The following is a 23,078-nucleotide window of genomic DNA, read 5'->3' on the forward strand; positions in this document are numbered from 1 at the left end:
CTCTGTCGGACATCTGATGCGTCGGAGTATGAAGCGCGCAATCGTGCCGCTTGTCCTCAATTTGGGTACAGCGCGAGGCCGTCAGCGGCCCGGGGAAAACACTTACGCAGGGGAATCGTCAGACCTTGCCCGGCCCGATGCACAGCGCGAACAGTTGCCGCTGGCTCGAAATGCCGAGCCTGCGGTATGCACGCTTCTGATATGTGACGACGCTCGTCGCCTTGATGCCCATCGCATCGCCGATTTCCTGCGCGGTGCGGCCTTCGAGCACGCCGGTCAGCACGTCGAGCTCGCGCTTCGACAACTCCGGGCACAGGCCGCGCACGCGCGCGAGCATCAGATGCGAGATCGGCATGTCGCGCTGCCCGCAGATCGCGTAATGATGTTTCGCCGCGTGCGCGATGAGCGGCGCCATCGCTTCGATCAACGCGATCTCGCGCGGATGGTAGTTGCCGAAGCGCGTGTCGCGATACAGGTTCACGGAGAGCCACAGATCCGCGCTCGGCTGCACGAGCAGCGACACGCGGTCCGACACGTTCGGCTGGTGATAGCACGCCGCGCGATACGCCTCGTGCGCGATGTCCTCGCTCGTCTGCCGATGCAGCACGAGCATGGAGCCGGGCTTGTCGTTGCGCGCCGAGGAAACGATCTTCTGATTGCCGTCGAGCGCGTAGAAATGGCACGCGTAGGTGTCGGCGACATCGCGCAGGAAACGCCCGCCGCGATGATCCGCCACCGACACCGTGCGCGGCCGGTTGCCGAATTCATACGCGAAGATCGTGCACTGCGAAATCGCGGCGACGTCGCCGAGCAGCTTCAGCACTTCGGCGGCGAGCGCGTTGGAATCCTCGCTGCCGATCGACGACACGAGCCCGGTCGCGCGGCTGAGATCGAGCTGCCCGTTCGATGAGACGCGGTCGAGTCGCCAGGAGCGCATGATGGGCTGAACGAGATACGTGTGGGTCCCGCTATTCTAAGCCCGCGCTCCCGCCCGCTAGCGCGCGATAGCCGAGCGCAGCGCCGCATTGCGGCGCACGATCCAGTTGAAGAGCGGCGTGGCCATCAGCGTGCTGAGCACGGCCATCAGCACGAGGATCGAAAACAGTCCGGGCAGGATCACGCCCGCCGCGAGTCCGATGTTGATGATGATCAGTTCCATCAAACCGCGCGCATTCATCAGCGCGCCGATCGCCATTGCGTCGCCGGAAGGCTCGCCATTGGCGCGCGCGGCCGCCCAGCATGCGATGCCCTTGCCGCCGAACGACGCGAGCAGGATGACGACGGCCGCAAGCATGATGGCCGGGTCCATCAGCATGTCGAGCCGCGTGTTGAGGCCCGAGTAGGTGAAGAACATCGGCAACAGAAACACGACGACGAAGGGCTGCAGCATGTCGCGCAGCTTTTCCGTCAGCGGGCCGCGCGGCAGCGCCACGCCGAGCAGGAAGCCGCCGAACACGGCATGGATGCCGATTGCGTCCATCGCGAATGCGCAGAGCGAGAACAGCACCATCACGGTGGCGAGCACGCTCGTGGGCAGCGGTGCGTGCGGATTCAATCCGGCCGCGAGCCGGCGCAGCAGCTTCCCGCCGGCGAAGATCATGAAGAGCGCGAAGGCCGCGCCGCCGCCGATCGCCGCGTAGGCGCCCATCCACGAGCCGCCGAAGCTCGCGAGCACGATCGCGAGGATGCACCACGCGGCGGCGTCGTCGAATGCGCCCGCGGTCAGCGCGAGCGTGCCGAGCGATGTGCCGGCAAGCCCCCGTTCGTGGATGATGCGCGCGAGCATCGGAAACGCGGTGATCGCGATCGCCGCGCCGAGGAAGAGCGACGCCTCGTAGAGCCGCACCTTCTCCGCGAAGAGACCGGGGATCGTGTGCAGCCACGGCGTGAGCGCGAACGCGAGCGCGAACGGCGCCACGATGCCGGCAAGCGACACGCTCATCGCGCTTCTTGCGCGGGCGCGGAAATGGTCCGCGCGAAACTCCGTGCCGACGAGGAACATGTAGAGCCCGACGCCGAGCTGCGCCGCGACGTAGAGCATGCCCATCGTCGGCTTGGGAAAGAGCGCCTGCTGCCAGTGCGGGAGAAGCATTCCGAAGAGCGACGGCCCGAGCAGCACGCCCGCGATCATTTCACCGACCACTTGCGGCTGGCCGACGCGCTGCGCAAGCCTGCCGACAAGCTGGCTCGCGAGCACGATCACCGCGGCCTGCGCGAAAAAGTAGACGGACAATTGGGAAGACGGCATTTTTGAGCTGCGAAAGAACGAACGACGGGAGTCTGACGGCGAGCGCGGCGGTCTGTCAACGTGACGGGGGCTTGCCACGTCAGTTTTGTACCGGTATTGTCAAAAAGTTCGACAACGCGCCACGGAAGAGCTCGTCCCCCGCGACGACGCCGACGGAGCAACCGCCCCGGAAACTCTCAGGCAAAAGGACCGTGCGCGCCGGAACATCTGGAGAGCGGCGCCTGAACGCGCCCACCGAAGGGGAGCCCCGGCTGCCGACGCGAATGTCGGGCGGCCCGCGGGCGAAACTCTCAGGTACATGGACAGATGGGGCATCGGTGCCGGCTGCGGCATGTGGCCAAAGCCGGCGATGCTCAATCAATCTGGATCATGTCATGTCACGAATCGCCATCATCGGCGCCGGGATCACCGGCGTCACGACCGCTTACGCCCTTGCGCAGCGCGGCTTTCGCGTCACCGTTCTCGAGCGTCATCGCTATGCGGCGATGGAAACGTCCTTCGCCAATGGCGGGCAACTCTCGGCGAGCAACGCCGAAGTGTGGAATAGCCGTTCCACCGTGCTGAAAGGGCTCAAGTGGATGTTCACGCGCGACGCGCCCCTCCTGATGAATCCGCGGCCGGGCTGGCACAAGTACAGCTGGATCGGCGAGTTCCTGCGTCAGATTCCGAACTATCGTGCGAATGCCGCCGAGACGGTGCGCCTTGCGATCGCGGCGCGCGAGCATCTGTTTCGCATCGCGCGGGACGAGAACATCGATTTCGATCTCGAACGGCGCGGCATTCTGCATTTCTACGCGACCCGCAAGGAGTTCGACGCCGCATCGAGGGTCAACGAAATCCTGCGCGATGCGGGCCTCGACCGTCACCCGGTCGCGCCGGAAGAGATCGCATCGATCGAACCGGCCTTGCGCGGCTCGTTTCATGGCGGCTTCTTCACGCCGTCGGATTCCACCGGCGACATCCACAAGTTCACGCGCGGACTCGCCGATGCATGCGCGCGGCACGGCGTCGAGTTCCGCTACGACACGTCGGTGACATCCATCGACGAACAGGCGGGGCGGCTCACGCTGACCGTCGAGCATGCGGGCGAGGCGCAGGCGCTCCAGTTCGATGGCATCGTGATCTGCGCGGGCGTGGGCAGCCGGGCGTTTGCATCGATGGCGGGCGATCATCTCAACGTCTATCCGGTCAAGGGCTATTCGATCACCGTCTGTCTCGACGATGCGAAGAGCCGCGATCGCGCGCCGTGGGTCAGCCTGCTCGACGACCGCGCGAAAATCGTCACGAGCCGGCTCGGCGCGGACCGTTTCCGCGTCGCGGGCACGGCGGAGCTGAACGGCTTCAATCGCGATATCCGCGCGGACCGCATCGCGCCGCTCGTCGAATGGACGCGGCGTCATTTCCCCGATGTGTCGACCGCGCGCGTGATTCCGTGGAGCGGCCTGCGCCCGATGTTGCCCGGCATGCTGCCGAAAGTCGGGCAGGGCAGGCGTCCGGGCGTGTTCTATAACACCGGGCACGGGCATCTCGGCTGGACCTTGTCGGCCGCGACGGCGGAGATCGTTGCGGAGGCGGTGTTGCAGCGTTTGCCTTCGAAGCGCGTGCACGTTGGCGCGTCGTCGCGGGTGAGGATGGATACGCCGGCGTGATATCGTCGGCGCACTGTTCACTGTCCGAAGGAGCGCGAAATGGCCGAACTCGTCAATTGCCTTTGGTTCGACGGTAATGCCCGTGAAGCGGCGGAGTTCTACGCCGCCACCTTTCCCGATAGCCGCGTCGGCGCGGGCCATGCGTCCGCGAAGCCGGGCGTGGGGCAGGGGCCGGAGTTGACCGTCGAGTTCACCGTGCTCGGCCAGCGCTTCCTCGGACTGAACGGCGGCCCGAACTTCAAGCCGAACGAAGCGGTGAGCTTCATGGTGCATACCGGCAGCGCGGAAGAGACCGATCGCTACTGGAACGCGATCGTCGGCAATGGGGGCGAGGAAAGTCGGTGCGGCTGGTGCAAGGATCGCTGGGGTTTTTCATGGCAGATCACGCCGAAGCGGATGCTCGAGATTTTCAGCGGCCCCGATCGCGAAGCCGCGCGACGCGCGATGGACGCGATGATGACGATGAAGAAGATCGATATCGCCGCGATCGAGCGCGCGGCGGCGGGCGCGCATCGTTGACGCTACGTCCAGGGCGTGCTTGGAGCTTTTGTTAATCGGGCTTTCGCCGGGATCCGGCAAAACCTACAGCGAACGCTCGATAGCCTTGCCGAGCAAATCAATCCCGAGATCGATCTCTTCCTCGCTCACGGTAAGCGGCGGCGCGATACGAAACACCCCGCCCATGCCAGGCAACTGCACGATGTTCATGCTCAACCCGAGCTTCATGCACTCGCGCGTGATCTTCGCGCCGAGTCCATCGGCGGGCTCCTTCGTGCGGCGATCCCTGACGATCTCCACACCCAGCAGCAGACCGCGTCCGCGCACATCGCCGATGCAGTCGAAGCGCTCCATCAGATCGAGCAGCCCGCGTCTGAGCCGCGCGCTCATCACGTTCGCGCGCGCGACGAGCCCATCGCGCTCGACCACGTCCAGCACGCGCAAGCCGACGGCAGCCGGCAGCGGATCGGACACGTGCGTCGTGTAAAACAGATAGCCGAGTTCGTGCGCTCTTTCTTCGATCGCCGCCGAAGTGATGGTGGCCGCGAGCGGCAAACCCGCGCCCAGCGTTTTCGATAGTGTGAGGATGTCGGGCGTGACGCCGTCGCGCTGGCACGCGAACATCGTGCCCGTGCGGCCGATGCCGGTTTGCGCTTCATCGAGAATCAGCAGCATGCCGCGCGCCTCGCACTTGCGCTTCAGCGCCGCCATGTAGCCTTCCGGCAATTCGATGATGCCGCCCGAGCTCAGGATCGGCTCCGCAATGAACGCCGCGAGATTGCCGCTCGACTGACGATCGACGAGATCGAACGCGTAGTCGAGTTCCGCGAGCCAGTCGTAGTGACCGTTGCGCTCGAAGCGCGGGCGATACGGAAACGGCGCGGGAATCGCAAACGAGCCGACCGCCGCCGGACCGACGCCCTTGCGCCCGGCGCTGTACGTGGCCGACGCGGCATGGCCCGTCATGCCGTGCCACGACTGCGCGAAGCCGACGATTTCGTACCGCCCCGTGACGAGCTTCGCCATGCGGATCGCCGCCTCGTTCGACTCCGCGCCCGTGCTGAGCAGAAGCGCGCGATCGAGCCCGGCGGGCGTGATATCGGCGAGACGCGTCGCGAGATCGACCACGGGACGCGACAGCATCCCGCTGAAGAGATGGTCCAGCTTGCCCGCATATTCGCTGATCACCGACACGATTTCAGGGTGACTGTGCCCCAGCACGGCACTCATCTGTCCCGACGTGAAATCGAGGATCGCGCGGCCGTCGGCGTCGTAGACGAAGCTGCCCTGGGCGCGCTCGATGATCATCGGCTCGAATGTGCCGCCGTAGCGGATGAGGTGCTGTCTGGCGTTCTGCCAAAAAATTGCGTCGTCGTTCCGGGACACCTTGCTTCTCCTCTCGAAAGGTGAAGGGAATTTGCAGTGTAGTCGGCGCTCTGGTTTTATAGAATCGAATAGTTCTAATGCAAGATAGAAGAGGCGCTAATACCTTGAGTCTTTCGCTCGAGATCGAATTGCTGCGATCGTTTGCCGTCATCGCGGAAGTGCGGGCGCTGAGCCGCGCGGCGGAGCGGATCGGCCGGACGCAGTCCGCGCTCAGTCAGCAGATGAAGCGGCTGGAAGAGATCGTCGATCAGCCGCTCTTTCAGCGCACTGGCCGAGGCGTCGTGTTGACGAATCCCGGCGAGCGTCTGCTCGTTCACGCGCAGCGCATCCTGCGGCTGCACGACGAGGCGATGGCCGATTTATGCGGCAAGGGGCTGTCGGGCAGCATCCGTTTCGGCTGTCCGGACGACTACGCCGCCGTTTTTCTGCCGGCCTTGTTGCGGCAGTTTTCGAGCCAGCATCCCCATGCGCTGGTGGAAGTCGTGTGCGGCCCGACGCCCCGGCTCGCCGAGCAGTTGAAGAAGCGGGCGCTCGATCTCGCGATGCTCTCGCTGCCCGAAGACAGCCCCGGCGACGACGTGATCCGGCGCGAGCAGCTTGTCTGGATCGGCTGTCCGGGCATGGATTCGGCGCACTACGACCCGTTGCCGCTCGCGCTCTCCGATCCGGATACGCTCGATCACATTGCCGCGTGTGAGGCGTTGCAGCGCACGGGCAAGGCGTATCGCATCGCGTACGCGAGCAGCAGCCTCGCGGGTCTCACCGCGCTCGTGCGCTCCGGGCAGGCCTTCGCGGTCATCACGCAGACGGCGGTGCCCGCGGACCTCTGCGTGCTGAATGCCGACCCCGGCCTGCCTGCGTTGCCGGGCGTGGGCATATCGCTGAAGTTCGCGCGGGACCGGCCTTCGCTGCTGACGGCGGCATTTGCGGACCACATCCGGCTCACGCTGCCGTTGCTTTGATGAGATTGATTCGATTCGGCGAAGTAGGCCGAGAATCGCCCGCTTTCCGGCGCTTGGCGATTTGCTGACGCGCGCTACGATGCTTTCCATCCCCTCCAGCTCTTTTCCCTCCAGGGAGTGAGCGACTTCGCGTCGTGCGGATTCCGTCCGCACGACGTTTTTCTTTTGCGGCGGAAGATTGCGCGCGCGGGCTACACTAGCCGCTCACTTTCCGCTCACTTTCCGCGCCCTGAACGCCATGCCATCTCGCGACCACGACAGCGCCGACGACTCGCAAGACCCGGCGCTGCTGCGGCGCCTCTTGCGCGCCAAGGACCGCATGGATGCGTCGTCGCATGAAGACTGGCCGGTCAGGCGCCTCGCCGAAGTCAGCGGCGTTTCCGAAGCGCATTTCGCGCGCTCGTTCAAGCGGGCGTTCGGGATTCCGCCGCATCGCTATCTGCTGACGCGGCGCATCGAGCAGGCCGTCACGCTGTTGCGCGACACCGATCTTTCCGTCACGGACATCGCCTTCGTCACCGGGTGGGAGAGCCTCGGCACCTTCGGCCGCATCTTTCGCGATATCACCGGTCACAGTCCGGGCGCGATGCGCATCGAATCCCGCGCAGACGTTCCCGCGCTCGAGCGCGTGCCCGCCTGCGTGCTGAAGGCGGCGCAGCGCCCCGATCTCACGATCGCAGTTTTGGAGAAGCGGCGGCGCGGGGCGAACGGTACAGTGCGGCCATCTTCAACGAAGGAGGTCGCATGAACCAGGGCATCAGCGTGGTGGGCATCTATGTCGACGATCAGGACGAAGCGCTCGCGTTCTACGTCGACAAGCTCGGATTCCGCGTTCAAACCGACGTGCGCAACGGCACGTACCGATGGCTCACCGTGCAGCATCCGGATCAACCGTCGTTTCAGCTCGGCCTGTTCGCGCCCGGCCCGCCCATTCACGACGACGCCACCGCGCTCACTTTGCGCGCGATGGTCGCGAAGGGCGCGATGCCGCCGCTCGTGCTGTCCGTCGCGGATTGCCGCGCCACCTACGAGCGGTTGAAGGCGAGCGGCGTGGAGTTCACGCAGGAGCCGGTCGATCGCTTCGGCAGCGTCGATGCAGGATTCCGCGATCCCGCCGGCAACGGCTGGAAGGTGATCCAGGCGCCGCGCTGATCGGGACATGATCTGTCCGTGCTTGCGGAGAAGATGAAGTCTGTTCATACAACGTTTAGAACATGACCGACTTGCACCTTCAACCGCAACGAACCGGCACGGCTGACTCGTACGATCCGCCTCGCGACACGCCGGCGCTCGTGCTGGCCTGGATCAGGCGTGCCCGCGAATCGCAAATTCGTCACTACACGATGGCCGACAGGCTGACAGGCTGCGGCAGACGGCTCGGCCTCGGTGTCATCGGCATCACGGCGGCGACGGGCACGTCGGCGTTCCTGTCGCTCGTCGCGACGGCGATGTCGCCGGATGTGCGCGTCGTGATCGGCATGACGAGTCTCAGCGCGGCCGTGCTCGCCTCATTGCAGACGTTCCTGCGCTACAGCGAGCGGGCCGAACTCCATCGGCGTGCGGGTGCGCAGTACGGCGCGGTGCGGCGGCGTCTCGAGGCGATCCATGCAGCGGACCCTTGTATGCACGATGTCCGCGTGATCGATGCAGTGCGCGACGAACTCGACCATATCGCGCAGACCGCGCCGCATTTGCCGCGCACGCTGGCGAGTGGCGGGGCGATGGAGGCGAAGGGGTAAGCTCGGTCAGCCGCGGTATCTCGATTAGAGCTTGAATGGTCAGTACATTGAAATTTTTGCGCCGGCGCTACCGTTTGTCTTCCTCAACGCACCGTCGCGCGAAACGCAGAACGCGCGAAATCACTCGGCTTCTCGCGCTCGTCGCCCATTTGAATGCATAGCCGGACGCATCTTCCAAAGTGCCTTATTCACCTGAAGATTGAACGCATCCAATGCGTTTGTTTGTTCTTCCGAAACGTTGCCCGGTGTGCTACGGTGATTCGTATGTATTACTTGCGACCGGGCGATCGCTGATTGTCGATCGGCCTTCCGAACTGATTCGGATGGAGTGTGACAATGGACCAGCGGGCAGGCTGCTCGTCGCTATATCTCGTCATCTGCCCCCGATGTGAAAGCCTTTCATCCGTAGAAGAAAGCGTATGCCCGTTCTGCGGCGCGGACAGGCACGGGGCGGTACTGACGAAGGGCGCGGAGACGTCGCTGCGGGCTGTCGAAGCGGCGCGCGGCGTGACGCGCCATTTTCAGGCGCAAGACGAAGTGGCGCGCGTGCGATGGACCGTGCGTCCGCGTCGGCGCGAACCGCGTTTGTCCGCGCCCGCGAGCGCGTCCGCCAGCGCGGCGGCCGTGATGGAACCGCATCGCGCATCGAATTCGATACTGGCTACGGTCGCAATGGGCGGCATCGTGATTGGGGCGTGTTTCCTGATACGCGCTTATTTCGACCAGCATTCTTCGATGCCACGCGCAGGGACACTCCCAGTCGCGGTGGTCGGCAGCGTTGGGCAGGCAGCGCCGAAAGCCGACGTGCCGCCGCAGCGAATCGTCGAGGCGCCGTCTCGCGCTTCGACGAATCCTCCAGTCGAAACGGCTTCACCCTTGATTGCGGTTGCCGCATCCAGCGATGATCACACTCGCGAGGCCGTCGTGAGCGAACGACCGGTCGCGGCCAAACCTTCGGCGACCCGTGTGCAGCACTCGAGCAAAGCCGCGCCCAAGACTGTTTCCAAGCCCGTGTCCAAGGTCGCCTCCAAACCCGCCGCCGCGTGTGCGCATAAGACCGGTCGTGCGTGTACGGAGCAACCGCAACGCCGCGTCGCTAGCGCGGAGCCGAAGCATCGGCAGGCGAACAAATCGCCGAATCCTCCCCCGGTTGCACGAGCGAAAACAGGGACAAAGGAATTTCAAAAGGTCGCGGCCATTCCATCACCGGTGAAACCGGCCATGACCGCCGACGGAAGCTGGAAGCCGGGCAAAGCGAAGAATTGAGCGGAAGGCGAATCGCCGGATAAAAACTTCCGGCCAGGCGGGGGCGAGACTGGAAAGGAGAATGCGCTTCGCGCGAGACGCGAAGCGCGTGTGGGTTCTTTAATTGGCAGGCTGCCAGTGATCATCGACGGTCTTGTCCGTCACACGCACGGTCGCGACCAGCGGCGAATACCCGCGCAGCTTGATTTCATCGACGGCAAGCCGCTCCGAGCGATAAACCTGCGGCGTGATCTTCGTGCCGTCGTGGAATTCGAGCGTGTAGCCATCGATTGGTCCCCACTGGCCCTTCGGCATCGGTTCGATATAGACATTCTGCATTGCGTTACTCCCGCGTGATTGGAAAGCACTGGGCGGTTCGCATCGGCGAACGTCACCTCTTGTAAGAGGTTATCGAAGAAACGACGGCGGCCGGTTGCCTTGCGGGGTGACGGCAGCAATATAAAAATGCAGGAGAATCAATGCGTTAAGCGCGAACTCTCATGATGAGAAAGCCCATCCTCCGATGTGCAACCCGCGCCGTGCTGCCATGCAGCGTGGATTTTCGGGCAACGGACCTCAATTCCGCATCGTGAAAATTTCACGGCGATAGTTGGTCGAATGCGCGGCCGAGTCCGCCAGCACGGGCGCGAAACGAAACCCGTTGCGCCCCTTGCGTTTGGCCTCGTACATCGCGCGATCCGCGTCGCCGAGAATCGCGTCGGCGGAAGTGTCGAAGCCGCCGGCGCACATCGCGATGCCCACGCTCGTCCCGAGTCGCGCCTCGGCGTAGCCGAGCTCGAAAGGCCGGCCGATCGCGCGGCAGATGTCCTGCGCGATGCGGCTGCACGCGCTCGTCGATGAAATGCCTCGCGCGAGCAGCACGAACTCGTCTCCGGCGAGGCGGCAGACGAGATCGCCCGCGCGCGTGGTCTTCTTCAGACGCGCGGCCACTTGTCTCAGGAGGGCGTCGCCTGCATCGTGTCCGTGCTGATCGTTGACGCTCTTGAAGCCGTCGAGGTCCATGAAGAAGAGCGCGAAGGGCACGTCGTCGTCGCGGGCCGCTTCGATGCAAAGGGCGAGTTGCTCTGCAAGGGCGCGGCGGTTGGGCAGGCCCGTCAGTACGTCCAGCATCACTTCCGAGCGCATCTGGTTCTCGCGCCGCTTCGTCTCGGTGATGTCCTGCGACATGATGTAGAAGCCGCCGACATCATCGCGCTGAAATTCGGGGATATACGTCGCGTTCCAGATCCGCCCCGGCGCACCTTCGTAGACGATGTCCTCGTGCGTCACGCGTTCGCCCGCGAGAGCGCGGCGGAAGAACGGCAGGCAGCGCCCGAACGCCGTCGCGCCGATCGTGTCGCGAATGCGCTTGCCGCGCAACGCGGCCGGCTCGATGCCGAACACCTCGCGATACACCTGATTGTTGAAGCGATAGCGCAGGTCGGCATCGACATGGGCGATCAGCACCGGCAGGTTGTCCGTGATCGTCTGCAACGCGACGCGGCTGCTGGTGAGTTCGCAAGTGCGTTCGAGCACGCGGCGTTCGAGCTCCTGCCGGTAGTCGCGCAACATCTGTTCGCTGTGCTTGCGGCTCGTGATGTCGTGCATCACGCTCACGAAGTGCAGCGGCGCGCCGCGATCGTCGCGAATCAGCGCGACGGAAAGCTCGATCCACACGAGTTCGCCGTCGCGGCGTCGATAGCGCTTTTCGAGCGTATAGGTTTTTCTGGCGCCGTCGAGCAGTTCGGCGACGAGTTGCAGATCGACGGAAAGGTCCGCTTCCTCGGTGATCTGCTGGAAGGTCATCGTGACGAGTTCATCGGCGCTATAACCGGTGATGTCGCACAGCTTCGGATTGACTTCGACGAAGCGGCCGTTCAGATCGACGATCGCCTTGCCCGTCGGCGTCTGCTGGAAGATCGTGTGAAAGCGCGACTCGGACAGGCGCAGTTTCCGACGGTCGGCTTCCTGAAGCTCGCGCGTCTCGCGTGCGGCTTCGCGCTGGACGATCTCGCGCTCGACCGTGGCCGCGAGATCGCACAATGCGGCTTGCAGGGATGCGCTCAGCGTTCTCGGCTTCGTGTCGATGGCGCACAGCGTGCCGAGCACGAGCCCGTGCGACGAGCGCAGCGGCACGCCCGCATAGAAGCGGATATGAGGCGCGCCCGTGACGAGCGGATTGCCCGCGAAGCGTGCGTCGTGTTGCGTATCCTCGACGAGCAGCAGGCGCCCCGAATGCAGCGCGTGCGCGCAGAAGGACACGTCGCGCGCGGTTTCGCAGACATCCAGCCCGACGCGCGATTTGAACCACTGACGATGTTCATCGACGAGCGACACCAGCGCGATGGGCACCTGCAACAGTTCAGCGACGACGCGCGTCACCCGGTCGAAGACTTCTTCGCGCGCAGTGTCGAGCAGGTCGAGGCTTCGCAGCAACTGGAGCCGCTTCGCTTCATCGGCGGGCAAAGGCGCCGCATGCCATTCGTGTACGGGTTGCAAGGTCGTTCTCGATTCTTCTCGGTCACACAGACGGCAACATCGCGCTACGCGCGTCACTGACACTGTGCGCCGCGGTTTGCCATCGCGCCCAATGCCACGATGAGCAATTTATCGAACCCTGCGCAATCCCGATTCGTCGATCAAAGGCAGCCTTGAGCCTCACTTCGCGGCATGCTTCATAGCCCGCTTCAAAGCCCGCCTTCAAAGTCCCAGACACACGGCCCCGCCCGCGACGACCACGCATGCGAGCCAGCGCTTCGCGCTCACCGGCTCGCGCAGGAACACGCGGCCGATGAGTGCTGCGAACACGACGCTCGTCTCGCGCAACGCGGATACCGCGCCCATCGCGCCGGACTGCATCGCCCAGATCACGATGCCGTAGGCGGCGATCGACACGAGTCCGCCCGCGAGCGACGAGCCCACGGCCATCGGCGCTTCCTTCACGGGCGTCCAGAGCGCCGGAAGGCCGCGCTTCGCGACGAAGATCACCGGCATCAGCCAGTAGAACATGAACATCCATGCGGTGTAGGTGAGCGCTTGGCCATCGGAGAGACGCACGCCGATACCGTCGATGACCGTATAGATCGCGATGGTCACGCCCGTCGTCAGCGCGGCGAGCCCGCCCGCGCGCGACACGCGTCCGCCCTGCAGCGCGAGCGCCATGATGCCGCCCGATATCAGCACGATGCCGAACGCATGCAGCAAGCCGATGCCTTCGTGCGCGAAGAGCGCCGCGCCGAGCGTGACGAGCATCGGCGATGACCCGCGCGCAATCGGATAAGCCTGCGCGAGATCGCCGCGACGATACGAGCGCACGAGGCTCACGTTATAGACGATATGCACGAGCCCCGAAGCGACGATGTACGGCCACGCGGCTTTCGCGGGCATCGGCAGATAGAGGACGACGAGCGCCGACACGACCCCGATCGCGATGCTCATCCATGTCATCGAGAGGAACCGGTCGCGGTTGCCATGGAGCATCGCGTTCCAGCTCGCGTGAAGCACGGCTGCGAGGAGAACCACTCCGCCGGTGTAAGTGAACATGCGTTTTTATGTTGATTATGTGACGGACGATTTACAGAATAACTATCTTGTCTGCGGGCGACAAAGCATATAAATTGCGTAGTCGTGTTAGAAAATCTCTTGTGAATGAGACCGTCATTGCCTTCGCTCAACGCGCTGCGCGCCTTCGAGGCTGCAGGGCGGCTCGGCAGCTTCAAGGAAGCCGCGGCCGAATTGCATGTGACGCAAGGGGCGATCAGCCAGCAAGTACGCCTGCTCGAAGCGTGGCTCGGCGCGTCACTGTTCGAGCGCCATAACCGGCGCGTCGTGCTGACGTCTGCGGCGCGGGCTTATCTCGCGGAGATCGGTCCGCTTTTCGATCAGCTTGCGCAGGCCACCGCGCGCTATGGCGTGTCGGCGAAGGTGTCGCGCACGCTGACCGTGGATGCGCCCGCGACGTTTACCTTGCGCTGGCTCGTGCCGAGGCTCGAAAAATTCCGCGTGCGTCATCCCGACGTCGAAGTCAGGATCGAGACGTCGAACGAGCCGGTGGAGCGCCTGAAGGATGCCCATGACATCGTCATCCGTGGCGGCCCGGACACGTTCTATGGGTACACAATGCGGCCGTTTCTGGAAGAGTCGCGCTTGCCCGTGTGCAGTCCGGCGCTGCTGCGCCGCTTGCCGCTGCGAACGCCTGAAGACTTGCGGCGGCACACTCTGCTGCATACGTCGAGCTTGCCGCGCGTCTGGCCTGACTGGCTCGCGCAGGTGGGCCAGTCCGCGCTCACGCCCGCGGCGGTGCTGACGTTCGATCACTTCTATCTGACCTTGCAGGCGGCTGTCGATGGCATGGGCGTCGCGATGGGCCCGACCGCGCTCGTCGCCGACGACCTCGCCGCGGGACGGCTCGTCGCGCCGTTTGCCGGTCCGCGTTTGCCGTCGCGCAGCTACTGCACCTATATCGCCGATGAAAAGGCCGGAGACGATCTGATCGTGCTGTTTCGCTCGTGGCTGGAGCACGAGGGCCAGGCGTTCGAGATCGAGCATGAAGGGTGAATACCTATGCGCACGTGCGCAAAGTGATCGGCTATATCAAACGGCACCCTCGCGCAACGTCCGCACGACGTCGAGCATTCGCACTGGCGTTATTCGCTGATGAACTGGGGCCACGATCCGCTGAAATGAGCTTCAGCCGCTTTCTGCAAGACGGTCCGTTTTCATCATCGAGGCTTGATGGTTTTTTGATGTATCGATGATGGTCCGCTTTTCGCATTAGCCGTTATGCTTGAGGAAAACGGAGCAAGACATGAACGAGACGAACTGGTACACGGAAAGCGGGTGCTCGCTCGACGCGTTTTCGAGCCTGCTCGAGCGCGACACCGCGCAGAAGCTGATATTCGCATCGGATAGTCGAAGCCGGATTCCGCTCTACGATTGCGGCGCGCTTGCCGAGGTGCTGCACGATTCATCGAAGATCATGGCATTGCAGGCGGAATGGGCGACGGTGCTGCGCGATGGCGCGGGCGTGTTCGTACTGAAGCGCGCGTATGCGGACACCGGCCCCGTAGACGAAGCCACCGCGATTTTCGAATCCATCATCCGGCAGGAGCACGCGCGAGGCGCGAGCGCGGGCGATCATTTCGCAAAAGCCGGCGCGAACGATCGCATCTGGAACGCTCAGGAAAAGCTCTGTCTGCAAGCACCCCGCGTTTTTGCGCGCTACTTTGCGAATCCGTTCATCGAGTGTGCCGCGCGAGCGTGGCTCGGTCCCGGATTTCAGATGACGTCGCAGGTCAATGTCGTGCGTCCGGGCGGAGACGCGCAAGAGGCACATCGCGACTATCACCTCGGATTCCAGACGGCGGATGAAGTGCAACGCTATCCGGCACACGTCCACGCGATGTCGCCGTTTCTCACGCTGCAAGGCGCGGTCGCGCACAGCGACATGCCCGTCGAGAGCGGCCCGACGAAACTGCTGCCGTTCTCGCAACGTTATCGCGAGGGTTATCTCGCATGGCGCCGTGCGGACTTCCGCGCGCACTTCGAGGCTCACTACGTTCAACTGCCGCTCGAAAAGGGCGACGCGCTCTTTTTCAGCCCGGCGCTCTTCCATGCGGCGGGCGCGAACCGCACGCACGACGTGCAGCGCATGGCGAATCTTCTCCAGGTGTCGTCCGCGTATGGCCGCGCGATGGAAACGCTCGATCGCGCGCGCATGTGCGAAGCGATCTTTCCGGTGCTGCTCGACATCAAGTCGACGGGACGAATGAACGATGCCGAGCTCGATGCGGTCATCGCGTCGTGCGCGGAAGGTTATGCGTTCCCGACGAATCTGGATCGCGATCCACCCATCGGGGGTCTCGCGCCGAAGAGCCAGCAGGCGCTGCTTCGCCAGGCGCTCGATGAAGCCTGGTCCGCCGATGCCTTCGAAAAGGCACTGAAAGACAACGCGTGGCGCCGGAGCACGTAAGGCCGCTATTCCTGATACACCGCCGACAGCACGCTTTGTGCATCGGCGAGCGCGTTGTCGAGTTGCACGAGACTCGCATGACGCGCGCCGAGCGGATCGCGATTCGCGATGGCGGTGAGAATCGCCTTGTGCCGCGGCAATGAGAGCGCATGCGTATCGGGATGACGGCTCGTGAGTTTGATCGACTCCGACAGCGCCAGCGTCAGCATGTGTCCGATGTACATCAGCATGTCGTTGTGCGTCGCCGTCATGATGGCGCGATGAAACTCGAGATCGGGCGCGAGCAGTGCCTCGGGCGTGGGCGCGTGCGACATGCGCTCGAATGCGTCACGGATACGCGCGACATCGTCCTCCGTTGCGTTCGATGCGGCGAGCGCGGCGGCGGCAGGCTCGACAATCCTGCGCACCACGAGCAGCGATTGAAAGAACTCGCCTTCATGCACGCTGTTGATCGTCCAGAAGAGCACATCGGGATCGAGCGTATGCCATTCATCGCGCGCACGCACGACGCTGCCCAGACGCGGCTTCGACAGCACGAGCCCTTTCGCGACCAGCACGCGGGTCGCTTCGCGCAGCACGGGCCGGCTCACGCCATACGCTTCGCATAGCTTCGCCTCGGCGGGCAGGCGGTCGCCCGGCTTGAGCCTGCCGCTCACGATCTCGATGCCGAGTTCCTGCACGATGCGCGCGTGCATGCTCTTGCGGGGCTGTGGATGGCGATAGTCCATAGCTTCGTCAGCGCTTCGCCGCGCCGCGGTCACCGAACGCCCGCTGCGACAGACAGAACACGAGCAGCAGCGCGCCGACCGCGATCTTGGTCCACCACGAACTGAGCGAGCCGTCGAATGAAATCAGCGTCTGAATGATGCCGAGCAACAGCACGCCGAAGAGCGTGCCGATCACATAGCCGACACCGCCCGTCAGCAACGTTCCGCCGATGACGACCGAAGCGATCGCATCGAGTTCGAGGCCCATCGCATGCAGGCCGTAGCCCGACAGCATGTAGAACGTGAACAGCACGCCGCCGAGCGCGGAACAGAAGCCCGACAGCGCATAGGCGCCGATGGTCGCCGCATTCACCGGCAAGCCCATCAGCAGCGCGGAATGCGGGTTGCCGCCGACCGCATAGATGGTGCGTCCGAACGGCGTGTAATGCGCGACGAACACGGCGGCGGCGAGCACGACGAGCGCGATCACCGCGCCGAGCGAGAGCGACGCGCCGCTCATCACCGGTATGCGAATCTGCGACACAGCGGCGTACCACGGGTCCGTGATGCTGATCGAGTCGATGCTGATGAGATAGCACAGCCCGCGCGCGAGAAACATTCCGGCGAGCGTGACGATGAACGGCTGCAGGCGAAAGCGCGCGATCAGCCAGCCCATCAGCGTGCCGAACGCGGTGCCCATCGCGAGCACGAGTGGAATCACCACGAGCGGATGCCAGCCCGCCTTCTCGACGAGCGCGGCGGAGACCATCGTCGTGAGCGCGATGACCGATCCCACCGACAGATCGATGCCGCCCGACAGAATCACGAATGTCTCGCCCACCGCGACGACGATCAGAAACGCGTTGTCGATCAGCAGATTCAGAAAGACTTGCGGCGAGAAGAAGCCGGTGTACATCACCGAGCCGAGCACGGACACGGCGATGAAGAGCGATACCGTCGCGGCAAGCGGAAGGTAGCGGCTGCGCGATGTCTTGCGCGGCGGCGTATCTTCCTTGCGATGCTGCGTGAGCGTGGGCAGGCCCGAATTCATCGGCGCACCTCGCGGTCAGGAAGAGGGCGGCGCGCGAACTTCGCGACTGTCGCGCGGAATTCGCCCGATTGCAGCATCATCACCGCGAACACGACGATCGCTTTCACGACGAGATTCACCTCCGGCGGCACGCCGAGCGAATAGATCAGATAGGTGAGCGTCTGGATGATGAGCGCGCCGATCACGCTGCCCGCGAGCGTGAAACGGCCGCCCGTCAACGCGGTGCCGCCGAGCGTGACGGCGAGGATGGCATCGAGTTCGAGCAGCAGGCCCGCGTTGTTGCCGTCCGCGCTTTTTACATTCGAGCTGATCAGAATGCCGGCGACGCCCGCGCACAATCCGCTGAATGCATACGCGCCGAGCGTGAGCCTTCGCGCCTGCACGCCCGCGACGCGCGCGGCGGTCGGATTGATGCCGATCGCCTGCAGAAAAAGCCCGAGCGCGGTGCGTGTAATGGCGAGATAGAGCAGCACGAACACGAGCGCGACGATAAGAATCGACACCGGCACGCCGAGCAGATAACCGCCGCCGAAGAAGAAGTAGGGCGAGTAGTAGATCGTGATGATCTGGCCGCTCGTGATGAGCTGTGCTATGCCGCGTCCCGCGACCATGAGAATGAGCGTCGCGATGATCGGCTGCATGCCCGCGCGCGCAACGAGCAGGCCGTTCCACAGCCCGCACAGCAACGCGACGCCGAGCGCGGCCACGATCACGACGGGCAGTGGAAAGCGCGTGACGGTGCCCGCGACCGACCCGCCGATCGTCCATGCGGCGACCGCGCCCGCGATGGCGACGACCGCGCCCACGGAGATATCGATGCCGCGCGTCGCGATCACGATGGTCATGCCGAGCGCGACGACCGCGAGCGGCGCGGCGCGGTTGAGGATGTCGACGAGGCTGCCGTAGAGATGATGATCGCGCCATTCGACATGCAGGAAGCCCGGATTGAAGGCCGCGTTCAGCGCGAGCAGCAGCGCGAGCGTGACGATCGGCCAGCCGAGCCGATGCTCCATCGCCGAACGCAGCATTCCACGTCGCACGGTGTCATCCATGTTCGGCTCCGATCATTTCGCAGACGGTGTCCTCGCTCGTTCCCGCCGGTAGCTCGCCGACCTTGCGACGGTCGCGCAGCACGACGATGCGGTTGGCGATGCGCACGACCTCCGAGATTTCCGACGAGATGAAGAGCACCGCCATGCCCGTCGATGCGAGGCGAAGTATCTCGTCCATGATTTCCTGTTTTGCCGCGACGTCGATGCCGCGCGTCGGCTCGTCGAGAATGAGCAGACGCGGCTCGGTCGCGAGCCATCGCGCGATGAGCGCCTTTTGCTGATTGCCGCCGGAGAGCAGGCCTATCGGCATGTCGAGCGTCGCGGCCTTGATGCCGAGCGCGCGCACGAAGCGTTCGGCGAGCGCGTTCTGTTCGGCGCGCGTGAGGCAGCGTCGCGCGCCCATTCGCGCTTGCAACGCGAGTGCGATGTTCTCGCGCAACGACAACTCCGCGACGATGCCATCGGCCTTGCGCTCCTCCGGACAAAATGCGATGCCATGACGGATCGCCTGGGCGGGCGTCGCGAACGAAACCGGCGTGCCATCGATGCGCAGTTCGCCTTCGTCGGGCTTCTCCAGACCGAAGAGCAGCTTCGCAAGCTCGGTGCGTCCGGACCCGAGCAGCCCCGCGACGCCGACCACTTCGCCCGCACGTACGCGCAGATCGAGCGGTTGCAATTGTCCCTTCTGGCCGAGCCGCACGGCGTCGAGCACGGCGTTATCCGTCGCGCTCGCCTCGGACTCTTCGGGCGGCGCCTGACGCGCTTGCGCTGCGGCGAGCTCGCGCCCGAGCATCGCTGCGATCAGCGCCTGCGTGCCCAGCTCGCTCGCGCGCCATTCGCCCACGCGCCGGCTATTGCGCAATACGGTGATGCGATCGGAGATCGCGTAGACCTGATTCAGAAAGTGCGTGACGAACAGAATGGCGAGACCTTGCTCGCGCAGCCGCCGCAGCACGTCGAACAGGCGGCGCACTTCGTCGTCGTCGAGGCTGGAAGTGGGCTCGTCGAGAATCAATACTTTCGACGACAGCTTCAGCGCCCGCGCGATCGCGACCATCTGCTGCACGGCGACCGAATAGCTCGTCAGCACGCGCGTCACGTCGATATCGAGACCGATGCGCGCAAGCAGCTCGCGCGCCTGCCGGTTCGTCGCGTCCCAGTCGATGCGATAGCCGTGCAGCGCGCCGCGCCGCGGAAAGTAACCGGCGAAGATGTTCTCCGCCACCGACAGATTCGGGCAGAGATTCACTTCCTGATAGACCGTGCTGATGCCGAGCTTCTGCGCTTCGAGCGGCGACTCGGGGCGAATCGCGCGACCGTCGAGCACGATTTCGCCGGCGTCGAGACTGACGACGCCGGTGAGCACCTTGATGAGCGTCGACTTGCCGGCGCCGTTCTGTCCCATCAGCGCGTGAACCTCGCCCGGATAGAGGGTGAGGTTCACGTCCTGCAGCGCATGCACGCCGGCAAAGCGCTTGTCGATGCCGCGCAACTCCAATACGGGTGAAGTCATCGGAGATCAGTATTTGCGATTGGGGAATTCCTTCGCCGCGACCTCCATCGGGAAGATGCTTTCCTGCGTGACGATACGCTTGGGCACGGACTTGCCGGCCTTGATGTCCTTCACGACCGACATCAACTGGGGCCCGAGCAGCGGACTGCATTCGACGGATACGTTGAGCTTGCCCGCCATCATCGCTTCGAAGGCGCCCTTCACGCCATCCACTGAAATGATGATGATGTCCTTGCCGGGCTTCATGCCGGCTTCCTCGATCGCCTGGATCGCGCCGATCGCCATGTCGTCGTTGTGGGCGTAGAGCACGTTGATCTTTTTGCCTTCGGCCTTGAGGAAGGCTTCCATCACTTCCTTGCCTTTCGCGCGCGTGAAGTCGCCGGTCTGCGAACGGATGATCTTGAACTTCGGATCGGACTTGATGATTTCCTCGAAGCCCTTCTTGCGATCGATCGCGGGCGCGGAACCCACTGTCCCCTGCAACTCGACGATATTGACCGGCCCCGGATTGCCTTTCTCCTTCTCGACGAGCCACCGGCCCGCCTTGCGGCCTTCCTCGGTGAAGTCCGAGCCGATGAACGTGACATAGAGCGTCTCGTCCTTGCTGCTGATGGCGCGGTCGGTGAGCACCACGGGAATCTTCGCGTTCTTCGCTTCGACGAGCACCGTTTCCCAGCCGGTTTCGACGACCGGCGAGAACGCGATCACATCGACCTTTTGGGCGATATACGAGCGAATCGCCTTGATCTGGTTTTCCTGCTTCTGCTGGGCGTCGGAGAATTTGAGGTCGATGCCCGCCTCCTTCGCGCTCGACTTGATCGACTCGGTGTTCGCAGTGCGCCATTCGCTTTCGGCGCCAACCTGCGCGAAGCCGAGCACGATCGGCTTCTGTGCGAAGGCGGGTAGCGGGAGCATGGCGCTCAGGGGCGCGGCGGCCATCGCGACTAACACGGTGCGGCGTTTCATGTCAGTGGTTCCTCCATCCGTTGGCTATTTATTCGACTTTGTTCGAGTGATTCTGGAATAACCTGTTAATTCGTTGTTCTATTTATCTCTTTGCCGTTCCGGTATTTGGGTTTTTATACTGCCGATGCAACGGCGCCGAGATAGATTGACTATATGAAGCTATCCGGCCACTTTTAATTCACGTTAACCCGCTTTTTCGGGCGAAACAGTCATACCATCTCGCGGCTTTCGCCGCATTGCAGCATCGTTTCGAACGAAGTGGAAAGAACCGGTAACACCGGCGTAATGCCTCGTGAGCACCCGCGAAAAGCGTGTTTTTTTCGCGCGATCGTCACATCGCGGGCTCATGGAAGATTGCCCCGTTGCAATCCGCAACGGTCTTTCATCTTCAAGGAGCGCGCAGCATGAACGTCACTGGCCCGAGCACTCAACACACGACGCAAACGTCGTCGCACACGTTGCCCATCAAGCGGGGTGGCGATAACCCGACCGTAGACACCGCCACACCGAAGGCGAAGACGACGCCGAGCAATCCGGCGCATCTCGGCAATCACGTCGACACGACCGCGTGAATCATGGCGACGTTCTTTCGTCTCGTGCTCGCGTGCGCCGCGCTCGCGGCGTGTCCGCTCATGCTCGACGGCTGCGCGCTCGCCGCGTTGCCGTGCCGCGTGACATCTGCCGCGCTGAAGATCGTGCCGGTCGTGGGTCATGCCGCGTCCACGCCCTTCGATGCCTGCGCCACCGCCATCGACTGACATGAAGCGAACGTTCCTTCGCTGCGCCTTGCTCGCTTGCATGGCGATGCCCGCATTCGCCGCGGCGCAAAAGCCGTTCGACTTCCGCGGCCTGCGGCTCGGCATTTCGCTCGATGCCTTCCGTCGCGAGGAACCCGCGCGCGCGACGCCGCCGGGCAGCGTCGCCGTATGCGACACGGACCTCGAGGCCGCCTCGCTCGGCATGGTGCTGCGCGATGCGCACAGCCTGTCGATCGCCTGCAAATGGGCGCATCGCACGCAAAACGGATGGAGCGAATCGCTGGCGGTCGTCGATGGCACGCCCGCGCGCGATCACGTGCTGCGCTTCATGGCGATGCCGGGCGATGCGTCGCCGCGGCTCTATCGCATGTCGTTCGTGATCGATGCGCGCGTGGCCGATGACTTCGCGCAAGCGCTGACGTCGAAGTTCGGCGGGAGTCGTGTCGAGCGCGCGAACGGCTACCAGACGCGGACATGGGAGAACGCGGCGAGCTCGATCACGCTGGAGGCGAACGGCGCCGCGGCCTCGGCGCGCGTGATCTATCGCCTGAAGGCCTACGAAGCGTGGCTGCGCGATACCACCGACAGATGGCGGCTCGCCGCCGTTCACGACGCGCCCTGAATCGAAGGAGAGGATTGTTCATGAAACTGGCGTCAATGCCATGCGCGGCGTTCGTGCTCGCGCTCGCCGCGTGCTCGTCGTCGGGGTCGCGCTCGATCGTCGAGATGCCGACTTATGCGCCGGCCGTCGCGCAGCCGGTCAACGTCAACACGCTGGGCGCGATCTATCAGGCGGGCAGTTCGGCATCGCTCTACGAGACTTCGCGCGCGCAGAAGGTCGGCGACGTGCTGACGATCCGGCTCGCGGAGTCGTACCAGGGCAGCAATACCGCGGATGCCAGCGCGACCCGCGCGAGCAGCATCAGCGCCGAGGCCGCCGACAAGTCGAGCGGGGCGGCGGCGCGGCTCGCGCGTCTTTTCAATGTCGGCTCGGCGGATACGTCGTTCAAGGGGAACGGCAGCACCAGCAATCGTTCGGCGATGAGCGGCACGCTCGCGGTATCGGTCATCGGCACGTTGCCGGGCGGCAATCTCGTGGTCGCGGGCGACAAGATCATCGCGATGAGCGGCAATCAGGACCGGCTGCGATTCTCCGGCATCGTCAATCCGAAGGATATCGAGGCGGGGAATTACGTGGCGTCGAACAAGGTGGCGAATGCGCGCATCGAGCAGGCGGGCGTGGGAATGCTCGCGGATTCGACGACGATGGGGTGGTTGCAGCGGCTGTTCATGAGTGTGCTGACTTTCTGATGGTGATGCGGGGCGCGTTGAT

Annotated in this window: 24 protein-coding genes and 2 riboswitches; of the genes, 13 read left to right on the plus strand and 11 right to left on the minus strand. The window is 64.1% G+C overall.

Annotated features, from left to right (window positions below):
- Positions 1-118: 118 nt before the first annotated feature.
- Entirely contained in the window at positions 119-937 is an 819-nt protein-coding gene (locus tag NCS58_RS29150) for a LuxR C-terminal-related transcriptional regulator (RefSeq protein WP_061121350.1), read from the minus strand.
- A gap of 57 nt (positions 938-994) precedes the next feature.
- Positions 995-2,248: a cation:proton antiporter gene (locus NCS58_RS29155; protein ID WP_061121349.1), complete on the minus strand. Its 1,254-nt coding sequence runs from the start codon at positions 2,246-2,248 to the stop codon at positions 995-997.
- Positions 2,249-2,368: 120 nt separating this feature from the next.
- Positions 2,369-2,442, plus strand: a riboswitch (glycine riboswitch).
- A 10-nt stretch (positions 2,443-2,452) separates the two neighbouring features.
- Positions 2,453-2,557, plus strand: a riboswitch (glycine riboswitch).
- 65 nt (positions 2,558-2,622) lie between these two features.
- Here NCS58_RS29155 and NCS58_RS29160 point away from each other — a divergent pair.
- Positions 2,623-3,897 carry a D-amino acid dehydrogenase gene (locus NCS58_RS29160; RefSeq protein WP_250478098.1) on the plus strand — a complete coding sequence of 425 codons (1,275 nt, stop codon included), beginning with the start codon at positions 2,623-2,625 and terminating at the stop codon, positions 3,895-3,897.
- Between the two features lie 39 nt (positions 3,898-3,936).
- Positions 3,937-4,416 (plus strand): VOC family protein, encoded by a 480-nt coding sequence (locus tag NCS58_RS29165; RefSeq protein WP_061121347.1) that lies wholly within the window; start codon positions 3,937-3,939, stop codon positions 4,414-4,416.
- Between the two features lie 63 nt (positions 4,417-4,479).
- On the opposite strand, the gene NCS58_RS29170 is transcribed toward NCS58_RS29165, so the two are convergent.
- Entirely contained in the window at positions 4,480-5,781 is a 1,302-nt protein-coding gene (locus NCS58_RS29170; protein WP_061121346.1) for an aspartate aminotransferase family protein, read from the minus strand.
- Between the two features lie 77 nt (positions 5,782-5,858).
- Here NCS58_RS29170 and NCS58_RS29175 point away from each other — a divergent pair, with 77 nt between their 5' ends.
- From NCS58_RS29175 to NCS58_RS29195, 5 genes are all read left to right on the plus strand, one after another.
- Positions 5,859-6,743, plus strand: a complete 885-nt coding sequence (locus NCS58_RS29175; protein ID WP_250478099.1) for a LysR family transcriptional regulator — start codon at positions 5,859-5,861, stop codon at positions 6,741-6,743.
- Positions 6,744-6,981: 238 nt separating this feature from the next.
- On the plus strand, positions 6,982-7,491 hold the full coding sequence (locus NCS58_RS29180) for a helix-turn-helix domain-containing protein (RefSeq protein ID WP_250478100.1): 510 nt from the start codon (positions 6,982-6,984) through the stop codon (positions 7,489-7,491).
- A complete protein-coding gene (locus NCS58_RS29185) occupies positions 7,488-7,895 on the plus strand; it encodes a VOC family protein (RefSeq protein ID WP_061121343.1) in 408 nt (135 codons plus the stop codon). The genes NCS58_RS29180 and NCS58_RS29185 overlap by 4 nt, the downstream gene beginning before the upstream one ends.
- Positions 7,896-7,957: 62 nt before the next feature.
- On the plus strand, positions 7,958-8,482 hold the full coding sequence (locus NCS58_RS29190; protein WP_061121342.1) for an SLATT domain-containing protein: 525 nt from the start codon (positions 7,958-7,960) through the stop codon (positions 8,480-8,482).
- Between the two features lie 627 nt (positions 8,483-9,109).
- Positions 9,110-9,748 carry a hypothetical protein gene (locus NCS58_RS29195; protein WP_143756437.1) on the plus strand — a complete coding sequence of 213 codons (639 nt, stop codon included), beginning with the start codon at positions 9,110-9,112 and terminating at the stop codon, positions 9,746-9,748.
- Positions 9,749-9,847: 99 nt separating this feature from the next.
- Here the strand turns inward: NCS58_RS29195 and NCS58_RS29200 are convergent, their stop codons facing one another.
- From NCS58_RS29200 to NCS58_RS29210, 3 genes are all read right to left on the minus strand, one after another.
- Complete coding sequence (locus NCS58_RS29200; RefSeq protein ID WP_061121340.1) at positions 9,848-10,066, minus strand: hypothetical protein; 219 nt, start codon at positions 10,064-10,066, stop codon at positions 9,848-9,850.
- Positions 10,067-10,303: 237 nt separating this feature from the next.
- A complete protein-coding gene (locus tag NCS58_RS29205; protein ID WP_061121339.1) occupies positions 10,304-12,226 on the minus strand; it encodes a diguanylate cyclase domain-containing protein in 1,923 nt (640 codons plus the stop codon).
- 201 nt (positions 12,227-12,427) lie between these two features.
- The gene (locus NCS58_RS29210) at positions 12,428-13,270 is read right to left on the minus strand and encodes a DMT family transporter (protein ID WP_061121338.1); all 843 of its coding nucleotides are present in this window, start codon (positions 13,268-13,270) and stop codon (positions 12,428-12,430) included.
- Positions 13,271-13,375: 105 nt separating this feature from the next.
- Between NCS58_RS29210 and gcvA the strand changes: the two genes are divergently transcribed.
- Together gcvA and NCS58_RS29220 are read left to right on the plus strand one after the other, a co-directional pair.
- The gene (gcvA, locus tag NCS58_RS29215) at positions 13,376-14,284 is read left to right on the plus strand and encodes a transcriptional regulator GcvA (protein ID WP_250478101.1); all 909 of its coding nucleotides are present in this window, start codon (positions 13,376-13,378) and stop codon (positions 14,282-14,284) included.
- A gap of 250 nt (positions 14,285-14,534) precedes the next feature.
- On the plus strand, positions 14,535-15,698 hold the full coding sequence (locus tag NCS58_RS29220; protein ID WP_061121373.1) for a phytanoyl-CoA dioxygenase family protein: 1,164 nt from the start codon (positions 14,535-14,537) through the stop codon (positions 15,696-15,698).
- A gap of 5 nt (positions 15,699-15,703) precedes the next feature.
- Here NCS58_RS29220 and NCS58_RS29225 read toward each other — a convergent pair whose 3' ends face one another.
- The 5 genes from NCS58_RS29225 to NCS58_RS29245 are packed head-to-tail and all read right to left on the minus strand — an operon-like array spanning position 15,704 to position 20,987.
- The gene (locus NCS58_RS29225; protein WP_061121336.1) at positions 15,704-16,426 is read right to left on the minus strand and encodes a FadR/GntR family transcriptional regulator; all 723 of its coding nucleotides are present in this window, start codon (positions 16,424-16,426) and stop codon (positions 15,704-15,706) included.
- 7 nt (positions 16,427-16,433) lie between these two features.
- Positions 16,434-17,456, minus strand: a complete 1,023-nt coding sequence (gene yjfF / locus NCS58_RS29230; RefSeq protein ID WP_096031964.1) for a galactofuranose ABC transporter, permease protein YjfF — start codon at positions 17,454-17,456, stop codon at positions 16,434-16,436.
- On the minus strand, positions 17,453-18,508 hold the full coding sequence (locus NCS58_RS29235) for an ABC transporter permease (protein WP_061121335.1): 1,056 nt from the start codon (positions 18,506-18,508) through the stop codon (positions 17,453-17,455). The genes yjfF and NCS58_RS29235 overlap by 4 nt, the downstream gene beginning before the upstream one ends.
- Positions 18,501-20,021 (minus strand): sugar ABC transporter ATP-binding protein, encoded by a 1,521-nt coding sequence (locus tag NCS58_RS29240; protein ID WP_061121334.1) that lies wholly within the window; start codon positions 20,019-20,021, stop codon positions 18,501-18,503. Before NCS58_RS29240 ends, NCS58_RS29235 begins: the two co-directional genes overlap by 8 nt.
- Positions 20,022-20,027: 6 nt before the next feature.
- Complete coding sequence (locus NCS58_RS29245; protein WP_061121333.1) at positions 20,028-20,987, minus strand: ABC transporter substrate-binding protein; 960 nt, start codon at positions 20,985-20,987, stop codon at positions 20,028-20,030.
- A 404-nt stretch (positions 20,988-21,391) separates the two neighbouring features.
- Here NCS58_RS29245 and NCS58_RS29250 point away from each other — a divergent pair, with 404 nt between their 5' ends.
- The 4 genes from NCS58_RS29250 to NCS58_RS29265 are packed head-to-tail and all read left to right on the plus strand — an operon-like array spanning position 21,392 to position 23,056.
- On the plus strand, positions 21,392-21,559 hold the full coding sequence (locus tag NCS58_RS29250; RefSeq protein WP_250478102.1) for a hypothetical protein: 168 nt from the start codon (positions 21,392-21,394) through the stop codon (positions 21,557-21,559).
- 3 nt (positions 21,560-21,562) lie between these two features.
- Positions 21,563-21,745, plus strand: coding sequence for a DUF6726 family protein (locus NCS58_RS29255; protein ID WP_061121331.1), 183 nt, complete (start codon positions 21,563-21,565; stop codon positions 21,743-21,745).
- Position 21,746: 1 nt separating this feature from the next.
- A complete protein-coding gene (locus tag NCS58_RS29260; protein ID WP_061121330.1) occupies positions 21,747-22,367 on the plus strand; it encodes a hypothetical protein in 621 nt (206 codons plus the stop codon).
- Positions 22,368-22,387: 20 nt separating this feature from the next.
- Complete coding sequence (locus NCS58_RS29265) at positions 22,388-23,056, plus strand: flagellar basal body L-ring protein FlgH (protein ID WP_250538932.1); 669 nt, start codon at positions 22,388-22,390, stop codon at positions 23,054-23,056.
- Positions 23,057-23,078: the final 22 nt, after the last annotated feature.

The organism is Caballeronia sp. INML3B (assembly GCF_023631305.1).
GTDB classification, from domain to species: Bacteria; Pseudomonadota; Gammaproteobacteria; order Burkholderiales; family Burkholderiaceae; genus Caballeronia; species Caballeronia turbans.